At 42.9% G+C, this 14,690-nt stretch carries 11 protein-coding genes; 8 read left to right on the forward strand and 3 right to left on the reverse strand.

The genetic code is table 11. The features are described from left to right. The first annotated feature begins 24 nt into the window (after positions 1-24). The 5 genes from DS742_RS24780 to DS742_RS24800 all read left to right on the forward strand — a co-directional run bounded on the left by DS742_RS24780 (position 25) and on the right by DS742_RS24800 (position 7,294). Positions 25-3,141: an alpha-mannosidase gene (locus tag DS742_RS24780; protein WP_117419610.1), complete on the forward strand. Its 3,117-nt coding sequence runs from the start codon at positions 25-27 to the stop codon at positions 3,139-3,141. A 130-nt stretch (positions 3,142-3,271) separates the two neighbouring features. Next, positions 3,272-3,814 (forward strand): HAD family hydrolase, encoded by a 543-nt coding sequence (locus DS742_RS24785; RefSeq protein WP_117419611.1) that lies wholly within the window; start codon positions 3,272-3,274, stop codon positions 3,812-3,814. A gap of 18 nt (positions 3,815-3,832) precedes the next feature. Continuing rightward, positions 3,833-4,768 (forward strand): ABC transporter permease, encoded by a 936-nt coding sequence (locus tag DS742_RS24790; RefSeq protein ID WP_117419612.1) that lies wholly within the window; start codon positions 3,833-3,835, stop codon positions 4,766-4,768. Then, positions 4,768-5,634: a carbohydrate ABC transporter permease gene (locus DS742_RS24795; RefSeq protein WP_117419613.1), complete on the forward strand. Its 867-nt coding sequence runs from the start codon at positions 4,768-4,770 to the stop codon at positions 5,632-5,634. Before DS742_RS24790 ends, DS742_RS24795 begins: the two co-directional genes overlap by 1 nt. Positions 5,635-5,683: 49 nt before the next feature. Further along, a complete protein-coding gene (locus DS742_RS24800) occupies positions 5,684-7,294 on the forward strand; it encodes an extracellular solute-binding protein (protein WP_117419614.1) in 1,611 nt (536 codons plus the stop codon). A gap of 107 nt (positions 7,295-7,401) precedes the next feature. Here DS742_RS24800 and DS742_RS24805 read toward each other — a convergent pair whose 3' ends face one another. Further along, a complete protein-coding gene (locus DS742_RS24805) occupies positions 7,402-8,316 on the reverse strand; it encodes a helix-turn-helix transcriptional regulator (protein ID WP_117419615.1) in 915 nt (304 codons plus the stop codon). A 171-nt stretch (positions 8,317-8,487) separates the two neighbouring features. Between DS742_RS24805 and bglB the strand changes: the two genes are divergently transcribed. Both bglB and DS742_RS24815 read left to right on the forward strand, forming a co-directional pair. Beyond that, the gene (bglB, locus tag DS742_RS24810; RefSeq protein WP_117419616.1) at positions 8,488-9,564 is read left to right on the forward strand and encodes a beta-galactosidase BglB; all 1,077 of its coding nucleotides are present in this window, start codon (positions 8,488-8,490) and stop codon (positions 9,562-9,564) included. Positions 9,565-9,625: 61 nt separating this feature from the next. Next, positions 9,626-10,309, forward strand: coding sequence for a hypothetical protein (locus DS742_RS24815; protein ID WP_117419617.1), 684 nt, complete (start codon positions 9,626-9,628; stop codon positions 10,307-10,309). A 50-nt stretch (positions 10,310-10,359) separates the two neighbouring features. Here DS742_RS24815 and DS742_RS24820 read toward each other — a convergent pair whose 3' ends face one another. Continuing rightward, positions 10,360-12,033: a prenyltransferase/squalene oxidase repeat-containing protein gene (locus DS742_RS24820; RefSeq protein WP_117419618.1), complete on the reverse strand. Its 1,674-nt coding sequence runs from the start codon at positions 12,031-12,033 to the stop codon at positions 10,360-10,362. A 442-nt stretch (positions 12,034-12,475) separates the two neighbouring features. Here DS742_RS24820 and DS742_RS24825 point away from each other — a divergent pair, with 442 nt between their 5' ends. Beyond that, positions 12,476-14,146 (forward strand): S8 family peptidase, encoded by a 1,671-nt coding sequence (locus DS742_RS24825; protein WP_117419619.1) that lies wholly within the window; start codon positions 12,476-12,478, stop codon positions 14,144-14,146. Positions 14,147-14,199: 53 nt separating this feature from the next. On the opposite strand, the gene DS742_RS29065 is transcribed toward DS742_RS24825, so the two are convergent. Continuing rightward, positions 14,200-14,373: a hypothetical protein gene (locus tag DS742_RS29065; protein ID WP_170313581.1), complete on the reverse strand. Its 174-nt coding sequence runs from the start codon at positions 14,371-14,373 to the stop codon at positions 14,200-14,202. Positions 14,374-14,690 lie beyond the last annotated feature (317 nt).

Here is a 14,690-nt window from a genome sequence, read left to right on the forward strand (position 1 = left end):
TATCAGAAAAGGGAGGATATGCAGATGGAGCTTGCTGCAGAACGGAACGGACGGATTAACATATGGATGGAAGAACTAAAAAGCCATTTGTTTGACAGACTTTCAACGGTGACATTTACCGGATTTACCACGAAAGAGCATTTGTCTTATGAGGAAGCGTTAAAACAGGAGTTTTATCCCATGCCTCAGGGAACCCCCTGGGGCACCAAATGGGAATACGGCTGGTTTTTAACAGAGATCGTCATGCCGAAAGAGGCGGAGGGAAAACGGATTTTTCTTCATCCAGAGGTGGGCGGAGAGATGCTGTTATGGGTGAATGGAACAGCGGCAGGTTCCAGAGATTTAAAGCACGATGGAATTACACTGACCCGCCACGCAAAGGCAGGTGAGCGTTTTTTTGTGGTGGCAGAAAGCTATGCAGGGCATGGACCGAGACTGGAAAAGGGCGGACCATGCCCTGATTTTCGTACAGCGGTTCCGGAACCGCCTGAGTTTCAGGTGAAAGTAGGAGAGTCTGATTATGGAATCTGGAACGAGGATGCATTTCAGCTTCTCATGGACGTATTTACCTTATACAAACTTTCGGAAGGACTTGACCCCAAATCCTTAAGAGCAATGAAAATAAACCAGGGGCTTTTGGAATTTACATTTACGGCTGATTTTGAACTGGACCGGGAAAGGCGGAATGAATCCTTCCGTGAATCCAGAAAAAGGCTGGCGCCTCTTCTTGCCTGCGTCAACGGAACGACGGCTCCGGAGTTCACTATTTTCGGACAATCCCATTTGGATCTGGCATGGCTGTGGCCCTGGGAGGAGACAAAGCGGAAATGTGCAAGAACTTTATCCACACAGATCGCCTTATCCGATGAATACGAGGATTATAAATTCCTTCTATGTGAACCTCCCATCATGGAGAATGTAAAAGAACATTACCCTGAATTGTATGAACGCCTTTTAAAGAAAGTAGAGGAGGGATCCTTTATTCCTGAGGGCGGAATGTATGTGGAACCTGATACGAATCTGGTGTCTGGAGAGAGTCTGATCCGTCAGTGCCTTTATGGAAGAAAGTGGTTTAGGGAAGAACTTGGAAAAGACAGTGTTATGGTCTGGCTGCCGGACTGCTTTGGCTTTAACGGACAGCTGCCCCAGATCATGAAAGGCTGTGGAATACGTTATTTTGCCACACAGAAGATGGCAAGAGCTCTGAAGGGCTGTGATGGTTTTCCTTATAATAATTTCTGGTGGGAAGGCATAGACGGAACCAGGATACTGACCCATTTTTATAAAAAGAACAATGCCAGGCTTGACCCTCTTGATCTGATTACCAGATGGGAGGAAGACAGGGTGCAGCAGGAGAATATTGATACCTTTATGTTCCCCTTCGGATTCGGTGACGGCGGCGGAGGTGCTACCAGAGAGATGGCAGAGGTGGCAAAGCGGGTGAAGGATTTAGAAGGCGCACCCCGTACCCGTATGGAGAGTCCGGTTAATTTTTTTCAGAGACTGGAAGAGGAAAACTCGGTAAAAGAAGTGTACAAAGGGGAGCTTTACCTTCCCTGGCATAGAGGAACCTATACCTCCCAGGCGAGGATAAAAAAGGAGAACCGGCTGATTGAACGGAAGCTTCGGGAGGCAGAGCTGCTCAATTCCATTGCTTGCGTTGTGGAAAACGGAGAGAACCGGAGAGAGGAACTGGAAGCTTTATGGAAAGTGCTGCTGTTTAACCAGTTTCATGATATCATTCCGGGCACATCCATCACCAGGGTTTATGAAGATGCGCTCGCTGCATTAAAAGTAACGGGAGAAAAAGCGGACAGTCTTTATGACGAGGCAAAAAGTCAGATTGCACGATCTAAGGAAAATGGTCTTTTGGTATTTAACTCACTTTCCTGGGAACGGGAAGAGCTGGCAGAGATACCCGTGAAAGAGGGCGAACCTCTGATCCGCAGCGGCAGACTGCCGGTAAGTCAGAGAATCGGAGATAAATTACTGATTCCGGTAAAGGTTCCTTCCTGCGGTTATACCCAGCTTGGTTCAGAGGGCGGTGGTACTTTTGAAAGTTCCGTAATTTCAGGAAATGAATGCAGGATATATGAGGAAAATGGTTTCGTTATCCTGGAAAACGGGTTTGTGAAGGTGGTCGTTGATGGCCTTGGTCAGGTAAGAAGCGTATTGGAGCAGGATACCAGAACCGAATTCGTTGACGGAATCGCAAATCAGCTTCTTCTATATCAGGACATTAATGTGGATTATGATGCGTGGGAAATGAGTTCTTTCTATAAAAATGTGCCTGTAGAGCTGGATCAGATGGCAGATCTCACCATTGAGGAGACAGGCCCGCTTAAAGCAGTGCTTATGGTAAAACGGAAGATACACCAGTCCTTCATGACTCAGAGGATCTCATTGTCCTATAACAGCAGGCGTGTTGATTTTGCTACCATAATTGACTGGAAAGAAACTCACAAGCTGTTAAAGGTCTCATTTCCAGTTACAATCCGCACAGAAGAAGCTTTGGAAGAAATCCAGTTCGGATATGTGAAACGTCCTACCCATCAAAACCGCCGTTATGATGCAGACCGGTTTGAGGTGTGTAATCACCGGTATACTGCAATGACGGAACCAGGAAGAACGGCAGCTTTGCTCAATGATTCCAAATATGGAATCAGTACTGACGGGAATGCAATGGAGCTGACTCTGTTAAAGGCCCCTGTGTGGCCGGATATGTATGCGGATAAGGGAATACAGGAATTTACTTACTCCTTTTATGTCAAAAGCAGTGATTTTGCTGACAGCGGCGTGGTTCGGGAAGGAATGCAGTTAAACAGCCCGCTGACATTCTGGGGAAAAGGAACTGGTAAGAAAGAGTATTTCCGGATTCTGGCAGACAACGTGATTTTAGAGACGGTTAAAATGGCGGAAGATGGGGAAACGCATCTGATTTTAAGATTTTATGAGGCAATTGGAAAACATACCTCCTGTGCTGTAACTGCTGGTTTTAGAATCAGCCAATTGTGGGAAACAACTATGGAAGAGATCGCGGTTACAAAAACGCCGCTCCCCGTAAAATGTCTTGGAAACGAAAGTGAGATACTCCTGAATTTTGCTCCTTTTGAGATAAAAACACTCCGTCTGATTTTATAAACGCAAAAAATGCGAGTAAGATGGTTTCAATAAAAACAAATTACGCATAGCAACAATGTACCCAAAATATTATAATGTTTTCATCAGCTTTAAGAAAAATTATACCAAAATTTAATATGGAGTTAACAAAATGCAAAAGAAGCTAATCATTTTTACAGACAGTGGGGATACCATTATTGACGAAGGCACCGAAATCCGCAATGATGACGGTATTGTAGTCCACGCAGAATTGATTCCCGGTGCGGGAGATACGTTAAAAGCTCTTTACGATGCCGGTTATGTCATTGCTATGGTGGCTGACGGGGAAGAACAGTCTTTCACCAATGTTTATGAAGAGAATGGCCTTGGTTATTGCTTCCACACCAGAACAATTTCCGAGATCGTTGGTATCCAGAAACCTTCCGAGCGAATGTTTATAGATGCTATGGAGAAAAATCACCTGACAGAAGAAGACAAAAAGAGGGTGGTTATGATTGGAAACAATGTGAGAAAGGATGTTGCAGGAGCCAACCGCTTTGGAATTACCTCTATTCTTATAGACTGGTCTCCGCGCTATGATATGAATCCGGCTGATGAGTGGGAAACGCCGGACTATACCGTCCACGAGCCGAAGGAGCTTCTGGCACTGATTGAGAGTCTGGAGGCAGAGCTTCAAAAAGACGGAAATAAATAGAAGGAGGGTATGGATATTATGAAAGAAAAGACAACGAAGGAAAAGGCGCGTAAGATTCCTTTTAAGGTGTATATACGCAATACCTGGCAGCTTTACTTAATGCTTCTGATCCCGGTCATTTATATGCTTATATTCCGTTATAAGCCCATGATCGGAGGAATTATTGCTTTTAAGAAATTCAACGTATTTGCAGGAATATGGAACAGTCCATGGGTTGGCTTCGCTCATTTCAGAGAGGCATTCGGGTCTAAGGATTTCTGGAATGCGTTAGCCAATACACTGATATTAAACCTGGGTGACCTGATTATAGGTTTCCCGGTACCGGTACTTATCGCTGTGTTCCTGTTTGAAATCAGGAATTTGCGGATCAGAAAAGCAACGCAGACTATTTTATATCTTCCAAACTTTCTTTCCTGGGTTATTATTGCAGGTATTATCACCCAGCTGTTTTCTACCAGCGGCCTCGTGAATGATATTTTCCGCAAAACAGGAATTCCGGAAGTAAATTTCTTAAGCAGTCCGTTTATCTGGAGATTTGTTTACTGGTTCGCAGGAATTTGGCAATCAGCCGGATATTCTCTGATTATTTATCTGGCAGCACTAACTGCAACGGACCCGTCTCTTGGAGAAGCAGCTTATATAGATGGTGCAACAAGACTTCAGAGAATTGCGCATGTAACAATTCCTCAGATCAGGCCTACCATTTCAATCATGCTCATCATGCAGCTGGGTAAGATTGTATCCATCGATTTTGACCGCCCATATATGATGGGCAATACACTGGTTAAAAGTGCCTCCGATGTTATCAGTACCTATGTTTACAGTGTAGGTCTTCAGGCAGGCCGTTTCGACTTTGCTACTGCTGTTGGTCTCTTCCAGTCTGTTGTGGGAATCATAATGATTCTGTCCGTTAATAAAATTTCTAAAAAAATGGGAGAGGAGGGAATTATGTAATGAGCGAGTTAAAGAGCAAAGCAGACAGAAGGTTCCAGCTCTTCTGGAACACATTCTTCATCGTAATCAGCATAGTGGCATTGATTCCCATTATCCGGGTTGTGTCCATGTCATTAAGCTCCAAGGATGCTATTCTGGGTGGTAAGGTATTCCTTTATCCCGTCCAGTTTACAGCAGAAGCTTATGGAAGAGCGTTTCATAGCGGAAGCTTTGTTTCCTCATTTATCTATTCGGTTTTCCTGATGCTGGGTTCCACTGTTGTATGTATCATCATGACTGTACTGGCAGCTTATCCCCTTTCTAAGAGAAATTTAAAGGGTGGAGCAGTCATTATGACCATGTTTGTACTGACGATGTATTTAGATCCGGGTATCATTCCAAAATATTTAAATGTAAAAGATCTTAAGCTGATTGATACAGTCTGGGCTTTAATTATTCCGGAGGCACTCAGCGCATATAACATGATCATCATGTGTACCGCATTTAAAGGATTGGATTCATCCCTTTACGAGGCAGCTAAGATTGATGGATGCAACGAGATACAGACGTTATTTAAAGTTGCACTCCCGTTAGTTTATCCGACACTGGCAACACTGGCGCTGTTTTATGCAGTGGGCAGATGGAACCGTTTGAGTGATGTACTATATTATGTTAACTCATCAAAGCTGTATACCGTACAGATGGTATTAAAACAGCTGATTGAAGCAGTAAAGCTGACCCAGGAGGAAGGTATCCAGTCTCAGCTTGTAGCAGATAATATTAAATCAGCAAGTATTGTAATTTCCATGACACCAATGGTTATTGCATATCCATTTATTCAGAAATATTTTACAAAGGGCATTATGCTTGGTGCCGTTAAAGGATGATTATTTATTTATTAAATAATATAAACGATTATGAAAGGGAGGTTTTATAATGAAAAAAGCAAAATTATTAAAGAGCTGTGTAGCAGTTTTAGCTGCAGCATCTCTGGTAACCGGATGTGGTTCCGGCGCAGCAAAAGATGCAACCACCGCAGCTGGTGGTACTGAAACAAAGGCAGCAGAGGCTTCCTCTTCCGCTGACAAAGGCGAAGAAGTAACCATTAAGGTTATGATATGGGACAGAGGTGATGCGGCTCCCGGTACAACTGTAGAGAATAACACCCAGACAGAATGGGTAAAGAAACAGGTAAAAGAAAAGTACAATATTAACGTAGAGTACGTTTCAGTACCAAGATCTTCTTCTGATGAAAAGGTAAACATCATGATGTCAGGCGGAAGTGCTCCTGATATCGTATTTACCTATAATCAGGGCCTCTTCTACAGCTTTGCGCAGGCCGGCGGTCTTACAGATTTAACTGAGGCTTATGAAAAGAACGGTGCAGATATTAAGAAATTCGTTGCAGATGCTCAGAACATGGGACAGATTGATGGAAAGCAGTTTGCAATCATGAAACAGAGAGGTGTTGAATCACCTCGTCATACAGCTTATATCCGTCAGGACTGGCTGGATAAACTTGGAATGCAGATGCCAAAAACCAAAGAAGAGCTTGCTGCTTATTTACAGGCAGTAAAAGACAAAAACCCTGGCGGCGTAGAAAATGTAATTCCATGGGCGATGAGCGGACGTAATGATACTGAAAAAGGCTATGTAAATTTCCTTGGTTCTTATGTTAACCTTGCAAACGATAAGGATGCCTATGTATACAGTGAAGCTTATATGGCTGTAGCTCCCGGCGCTGTTGATGGTCTTAAAAAATTAAATGAATTTTATAACAAAGGACTTATAAACAAAGATTTTGCAACTGATACAAACGAAGATCTTTACAAGGCTCAGGTAACAGCTGGTAACGTAGGTTTCTTCCTTGACGATACAGAAAGTCCATGGAACTATATCACTGTATTAAATCAGAGCGCAGGCGGCAGAACTTTCGTTCCTGTACAGTGCTTTGAACTGGCTGACGGTTCTTACCGTACACCATTTGAGCCAAGACACGGTATGTTTGTAATGGTACCAAAGAGCAGCGAGAAGAAGGCAGATGCCTGCATGAAATATTTAAACTGGATGGCAGATCCGGCAGTTGCTGAGAATATCGTATTTACTGCAGAACACAAGAGAGATGAAAACGGAGTTCCGATTAAGTTATCCAGTGAAGAACTTTCTTCTAAGGGATATCCAGGAACCTGTGACGATTTAAATATTGTTAACCTGGCTATGGATTGGACTAAAAATAAGGATTCAATTGTTTCTAAATGGATTAAAGATCAGTCTGTTGAGTGGGAAAGCCCTGATTGGTTCTCTAATTTCTATGATGTTCGTTCCGAAGGAAAGTTCCGTTTCCCTGTATATGCTAACATTTCACAGGCAGAAGCTGATTACGGAAAGAATGTTGAGAACTTAATGGTAGGTTATGTTTACAAGCTGATCAGCTGTTCACCGGATCAGTTCGACAGTCTGCAGAAGACAGAATATGACAACCTTGTAAATGCAGGGCTGCAGAAGATTCTTGACGCAAGAGCAGAATATTTTGACACAATAAAGTAATTCCTTTTACAGGGCAGCAGGCTATAAGAAGCTCGTTACAGCTCTTTCTCATCGGAATAATGATGATGCCGGGAAGCTGTAACGGGCTTTTTCTGTCCATCTGATTGTTAAAGAATTGTCGGAAGGCTGTTTCCGCCTCCGTCTTTACGAAATTCAGAGGGCGACTGGCTGCAATACTTTTGAAAAATTCGGTTAAATTGTGAAAAGCTTGTAAATCCGCATTCTTCCGCCAGTTCAGAAATCTTCTTTTTCGTGTTTAAAAGCAGGTATTGTACGTTTCGGATCCGTGTCATCTGAATGTACTGGGTCAGGGTGTAGCCCGTCACATCTTTAAACTGATGGGACAGATAGTAAGGACTGATATAAAATTCCCTGGAAAGGGAGTCCAGTGTCAATTCTTCTGAATAATGATTATGAATGAAATTTGCAATGGTGTATATCTTCTGGGACGCTTCATCCTTTAATGGTTCATTGGTATAGGTATTAAAAGGTGCCAGCTGCCGTAAGGTATAGAGGAATTCCACAAACATTCCGTGGACAATGAGCGATTTAAGCTCCGGTTCTTCGTCCTGAAAGGAGTAGCGGTAAATGCGATTGAGTTTTTCGTTAATCAGCTGCTGCTGTTTGGAAGGGAAACGGAAAATAGGCAATGGTGAGTAAAAGGGTTCAAAGAGCTTCTGGTAGGTTTCCGGCATTCCCCAAAGAGAAGGGGGATATAAAAAACCAATGATCAGCCGTTTGCTGGGAGCGCCTTTCTGATATTCGGAGCGGTGAAGCACCGATGGCCGGAGAAGGACGATATCGCCTGACCGGATGGAGTAAGGGATACCTTTCACCAGATGGTATGCCTGGGGGCTGATCAGTATCATCAGTTCATAAAAAGAATGAAAATGCTGAAATGGCATGTTGATATCAAAGGATCGTTCGTCATAATCAAAGTAATAATAAAGGGAATGCTGGATATCGTTAATGGTGATATTATGTTTTTTCTTATAAAGCAGTGTATCATCAGGGTTTGTCATAGGAACCACCTTTATACTTTCAATGAAATAGTCATGTATCGGATATTCATTATAGCAGAATGATGACAAGATGTGCAATACATTGGCGAATAAAAAAGAAAAATATTGTAGAGATTGCAATGTGCCTCCAACGTTTTCGCTGGTTGGCAGCAGAAAGGAAGTGGCAAAAGAATGGAAAATTTAAAAGAGAAAATAAACCTGCTTGTATCCAGCTTTGAAAAAATTCTGTATGATGAAGATGATATCTTTTTAAAAAACATGCAGACCAATAATCTGGCTGGAGACAATCCGGAACGGTACCGCTACTGGGAATGGACACAGGGAGTCGGTTTATTCGGGTTATGGAAGATCTATGAAGAAACCGGTGAGGAAGAAATTATAAACAAACTGAATAAGTATTATGAAAGACAGCTTACCATTGGTTTGCCTGCCCGGAATATTAATACAACAGCCCCGCTTCTGGCGTTAACCTACCTGGTTGAAAAAGAAGGAAATGAGACCTATATGGAAATCTGCCGGGACTGGGCGCAGTGGCTTGTGGATGAACTTCCAAAAACAGAAGAAGGCGGATTTCAGCATCTGACTTCTGATACGCTCAACGAACAGGAACTTTGGGATGACACCCTGTTTATGTCTGTTTTATTCCTGGCACGTATGGGTGTGATTCTTAAGAAGCAGGATTGGATTGATGAGGCTGAGTACCAGTTTTTAATCCATGTAAAATACTTAGCAGACAGAAAGACCGGTCTTTGGTATCATGGCTGGACATTCCATGGATGCCATAATTTTGCCGGCGCATTCTGGGGAAGAGGCAACAGCTGGATTACAATGGCCATTCCGGAATTATTCGGCATTATTCCATGCAGCGGTGCAGTCAAACACTATTTGACAGAAGCATTGAAAAATCAGATTGATGCGTTGGTTTCCTATCAGAACGAAAACGGCATGTGGCATACGGTAATCGATGATAATACCTCTTACGTTGAGGCAAGTGCAACCTGCGGTTTCGGATATGGAATATTGAAAGCAGTTCATCTGGGACTTGTGGATTCCTCTTTTGAAGCCATTGCCAGAAAAGCACTTTTGCCCGTTCTTCAGTGTATCGACACAGAAGGTGTGGTGCATCAGGTATCCTATGGTACTCCTATGGGAAGAGAAAGTGTACAGTTCTATAAAGATATTGAACTTCGCCCAATGCCATACGGACAGGCAATGGCTATGCTGTTCCTGTTAGAAGCATCAAAATAATATGAAATGAAGGGCGGATCCATTTACGGCAATCCGCTCTTTTGCTTTGGAGGATAAAAACATGAACAAAGACCTTGAGATACTGGCAGCCTATAAACCGGTTATTATGCAGGATAAAAAAGAGCCATTTTCCATTACGGCCATGGGCTGTACCATTTTTCGGGAAACAAAGAAAAGCAGTTCCTTTCCCAAACGTGAAATTGTGATTAACAGGGAAGAGGTGGATTTTGCCATTGAGTATGCTGTCTGGTATGATTTTGATATTCAGCATTTATATGAGCTGGAGCATGTCTGGGTTTACGTAAAACATGACGGAACTGTAAAAAAAGTAGAAGCCAGCTTCCATGGCAAGTTTTTAAATATGGTGGATCTGGATAATGGGGGGCTGATTCTGGAAAACGGTACTCATCCGGTAGTCTATGCACAGCCTGGCAAGCATGCGCTGGTGCCGGATCCCCGGGTAATCCGCATCATTCCAGACTGGCTGGAAAGCTGTCAGGAAAAGGCTGGAACGGACGGCGTTCTTGTTCAGGATATGTTTGCGGATCAGATTCATACGGACGAAGATCTGCAGAAAATGACGGAAACATATATTAAGGAAGTATTTGGTTTTTGCCCCTCCATGGAATTTGAACCATTTATTTTAGAAGATGATAAGCTGATGACCTGGGAGGAACTGAAGAAATCCATTCCTGAACGGGTTAACAGGCAGATTGATATCATAAAAACTCACTTCAATCAATAAAAAGAGGTGGTGCCCCACGAAACAGTAAGTGCGGCACCACCTCTTTTGGGTTAATAGGCCGCAGGAACGGCCCGAAGTGAAATGGTATGCTTAAAGCAGGTGAAGTCTGTAAAATAGACCGTATAGCAGTCCTGTGAGCGTCCCTGGCTTCCGAACTTGCCTGCCACATAGTTATGGGAGCCAAAGCCAGGGCCGGCTGTTATGGCATATTTGCCCTTTGAGGCGGTCACTGTTCCTTCTTTTGCTACGATTCCACCGCCTGCATTGCCCTCCGCAATAAAGTACGGGGATTCCACACGGCATCCTGCATCAAATGCAAGCTCCACACGCAGAGGCGCCCGGTCAATTCCGGCAGTTTCTATAGTGATATCAACGCCATCCTCTGCCTCTGCAACGGTGATTACAAAATTCATATCGGGTCCGTTTAACTTTTCTCTTTTGGTATGATCCATTTTCCACCAGTCTGAAGTATCCTGCGGTTCTTTAAAGGGAAGATAATACCATCCGGCCATCTTCTGATTCAGAACAAACCCCTCTTCTCCCGGAAGCTGTACCAGATTTTCAGGAATAAAGTATCTGTGCTCGCAGAAGCTGGCTCCGATTTTCATGCTGACGCATAAATCCCCATGGAGAAAATAAAGAAAGGAAGGACTGCTTTTTAATATGGAGCAGGAATAAGCTTCTCTCCGAAGCCGTACAATTCCGGAATCCGTATAGTTGCGGCAGTAGTTTGTAAGAATTTTACTTTCCTCATATTCAAATTCCACCAGTTCCGGTTGAAGCATGAAATGAATCAGCCAGTCCAGAGGTCCGATTCCCTTCGCAACGGCCTGATCCATGATAAAGCAGGCAGCCTGCAAAAAGGTTTCGTTGTGGAATTTAATTCCCATATATAAATATTCCAGATAATAACCGGTTGGATAGATCTTAGTTCCCCGGTCCTGTCTTGTGGAGTTATTCGTAAAGATACTTCCATCCGGTTCAATATAATTGAGCATCATGGTTAAATTTCTTTTTACCGGTTCATACCAGGAATCATCACCGGTTGCAGCGGCCAGCAGCATCATGGCGTTGTTATTCACCAGGTTGTAGCCTCCTGCAGAACGTTCTGCATATTCTCCGTCCTCGTTGCAGTCACAGCCTTCGATTAAGAATTTTTCGGCGCCCTTTTTCATGGAATCGTCTGATGTGAGGCGGTAAAGCATCATTAAGACGGAAGCAATGGCCCAGCGGTGATTGGGAGTGTGGAATCCTCCGTTAATCATCGCTTTCCCCCCTTTAAGCAGTATGGACTCCATGACTGGGAGAAGAGCGGAGCACATGTTTTTTTCTAAAGCAGGGCATTCGTCTTTTCCGGACAGACGGTTTAAGTAGATATATGCAGGAAGAAGGCCGTCAAGACAGAATGCGGTATCTGCACCGGAATAAAAATTACAGTTAATAAGATCAAAAAAGCCGTTTTCCCGCTGCCCGCTGGCGATGTAGGAAAGGGCGATGGTAATTCTTTCGTAAACCGTTTGGCTGCCGTAAAATCTGCTCTTATGGTTAAATAAGCATGCGGTCATGGTGGTTACCTGAAATATGGCAAGCTTTGGTTCCACCAGCCCGTCATGGTCACGAAAACCTCCGTAGAACTCCGAGTTCTGGTCCATGACCTGCTGATTCATTATTTCTTCTGTTTTCCGGTCACTGTATATCATGATTCTTTCGTAATGTTTTTTCATAGAAACTCCATTCTCCGCAGTCTGCGGTTTCAGTTCTTTGCCGCTTTTATTGTATCATGGGATCAGGACAGGGACAATGCAGATGTTGCCAAGTTGTTTTTTAAAGTTCGTAAAAATTGCGGTTTTTATCTGAAGGGGATGCACAGGAATAATTGATACTTACCGGATTAAATAGAGAATAAAAAATGGAGCACCGCAGGATTGGGGAAATACGGTACTCCTAAGAAGAGTTACATAAAGTATAACGCATGAAAACGTTTAAGTAAAGATAAATATGTAATTTTTTTTATTAATTAGTGAAAACTTTATAAAAACAATGTGTATTTGCGATTATATAAGTGAGAACAGCAATGTTATTTTGCAGTTGAAAAAATATTTCATATCAGAAATGGAGTTGCATAGATTATACCATATGCTCCACTATAAATAACCGGAGGTAGGAATGGATAAAATTCTGGACAATCGATATTATGATCTAATCGTCAGTAATGCTTTGGTTACTTCATATAATACCGGTGATAACATTACAACAATGAACGATCTGTTTTCTCTGCTCCACATTCCAAAGGATCGTATGGATCCTTGTGATCTGGGAGTAAATCCTTATCATAGCTTTCCAAAGCTGTATACTCTGGAATCTGTCGTCAACACGGAAAATTCCGGTGAGGAACAGGAAGAGATAAACCCTGCAGCGGGGCTTTTTGGAAGAGGAGTCATAGTAGGGATTGTTGATACAGGAATTGATTACCGCCATCCTTCTTTTATGAACAATGATAAAACTACCCGTATTCTTTCAATCTGGGATCAGACAATTGAGGGCACGCCGCCCAGGGGGTTTGCCTTCGGCTCAGAATACACAAAGGAACTGATTAATTTTGCCCTTTTATCTGAATATCCTTATACCATCGTTCCAAGTAAGGATACCTATCGCCATGGGACCGCCATTGCCAGCATTATTGCAGGGCGTTCCAATGAGAAGGAAGGTTTTTCCGGCGTAGTGCCGCAGGCGGATATCGTGGTGGTAAAGCTGAAGGAGGCAAAAGAAAATTTAAAAAGACTTTTTTGCGTTGGGACAGATTCTCTTTGTTATCAGGAATCTGACATTATTATGGGAGTCAGGTATTTAATAAACGTGGCAAACAGGCTGAACCGGCCGCTGGTTATCTGTCTTGCCCTGGGAACAAGCCAGGGAGGACATGAAGGACGTGGTGTTTTAAGCACGTACTTAGAGAGCCTGGTGCAGCTGCCAAAGATAAGCATTATAACATCGGCAGGAAATGAGGGTAACAGCCGCAGACATTATTTTGGAGAAATTGCAAAAGAACCGTATGTACAAAGTGTACAGTTGAATTCCGGTGGGATTGACAGTGAATATTTCATGGAGATCTGGCCTTATATACCTTCTGGACTCTCTGTGCAGTTAACGGCTCCAACCTTTGAGACCTCTGAAGTTATAAATCCCTGGAAAGGAGATTGCCGCAAACTATCTTTTCAATCCATAAAAACGAATATCTGGGTGAATAATATTCTTTTTGAAGAAGGGACGGGAAATCAGTTCATCCTTCTCCGTTTCCGGAATATGTTTTCAGGGATTTGGTATATCAGTCTGTTTAGTGAGGATTTGACGCCTTTTTCATTCCATTGCTGGCTTCCTTCGGGTATTTTGATTTCAAATGAAACCTATTTTATCAACTCAGACCCGAATACAACGATTACCATGCAGGGTGATACTGCCAGTGTTCTGACTGTTACGGCATACAATCAAACTGATGGAACGATTCTGGCAGAATCCAGCAAAGGATATACGAGACTTGAGCAGATAAAACCCGATCTGGCAGCACCAGGGTACAGACTTCCATGTGCCATACCGGATTTTCAGTACGGAACGGCAACAGGAACCGGAGTGGCAGCCGCTTATGCAGCGGGGATAGCCGCTATGATTATAGAATGGGCATACTTCAAAGGCAATTATACGACAGTTACAGGCAATCAGATCAGCCGTTTGATGATGAGAACAGCAGACCGGGATCCCGGTTATATTTATCCCAATCGAATTTGGGGATATGGGAAGCTCAATGCTGAGAATATCTTTAAAGAAATATTAATCTTTTAATAGTTTGCCTGTTTTCTGATTCTTATTGGCGGGTTATCGGTAACCCGGCCCGCCTACTTCCCGTCGCTTAATTCTTTTCTGACTCTGGGGTTGATTCCCCTGCGTTTCATCTCACTTAAGATGTTCTCAAATTCGTCCGGCGGAGCAGCAGGAGTTTCCATATCTTTGCTTGCTGCTTCCAAACGGTCAAATTCCTCAGCCAGTTTTTTTTCTTTTTTGAAATTCATAATTATCACCTCCAGGTGAATTATAAATGAATTATATATTAAACAATATAGAAAATATAAAGTTACTACAGTATTATGGACAATTGACAAAGGATAATGGCGGGGAACCCGGTATTGGTTCCGCCCATGGAAAAAAAAAGAAATATAAATATCAAGTAAGCATAAAGCCAGTAAAACGACCTAATATATTGTATATATTTTTTTTAACATAACACCAAACAATTATTTTGGTAAAAGGTTTGGTATTTGTGCTGTGGTTCTCGCTATATAATCTTATTTGTTTTTATTACCGAGGGAGCGGGAAAATTATCTCTTGT

It is taken from the genome of Lacrimispora amygdalina, assembly GCF_003432035.1.
In the GTDB taxonomy this organism is placed as follows: domain Bacteria; phylum Bacillota; class Clostridia; order Lachnospirales; family Lachnospiraceae; genus Lacrimispora; species Lacrimispora amygdalina.

Coding starts and splice junctions, on each gene's coding strand:
- DS742_RS24780 (WP_117419610.1), top strand. CDS start 25: ATGGAGCTTGCTGCAGAACGGAACGGACGGATTAACATATGGATGGAA.
- DS742_RS24805 (WP_117419615.1), bottom strand. CDS start 8,316: ATGACAAACCCTGATGATACACTGCTTTATAAGAAAAAACATAATATC.
- DS742_RS24790 (WP_117419612.1), top strand. CDS start 3,833: ATGAAAGAAAAGACAACGAAGGAAAAGGCGCGTAAGATTCCTTTTAAG.
- DS742_RS24825 (WP_117419619.1), top strand. CDS start 12,476: ATGGATAAAATTCTGGACAATCGATATTATGATCTAATCGTCAGTAAT.
- bglB (WP_117419616.1), top strand. CDS start 8,488: ATGGAAAATTTAAAAGAGAAAATAAACCTGCTTGTATCCAGCTTTGAA.
- DS742_RS24800 (WP_117419614.1), top strand. CDS start 5,684: ATGAAAAAAGCAAAATTATTAAAGAGCTGTGTAGCAGTTTTAGCTGCA.
- DS742_RS24785 (WP_117419611.1), top strand. CDS start 3,272: ATGCAAAAGAAGCTAATCATTTTTACAGACAGTGGGGATACCATTATT.
- DS742_RS24820 (WP_117419618.1), bottom strand. CDS start 12,033: ATGAAAAAACATTACGAAAGAATCATGATATACAGTGACCGGAAAACA.
- DS742_RS24815 (WP_117419617.1), top strand. CDS start 9,626: ATGAACAAAGACCTTGAGATACTGGCAGCCTATAAACCGGTTATTATG.
- DS742_RS29065 (WP_170313581.1), bottom strand. CDS start 14,373: ATGAATTTCAAAAAAGAAAAAAAACTGGCTGAGGAATTTGACCGTTTG.
- DS742_RS24795 (WP_117419613.1), top strand. CDS start 4,768: ATGAGCGAGTTAAAGAGCAAAGCAGACAGAAGGTTCCAGCTCTTCTGG.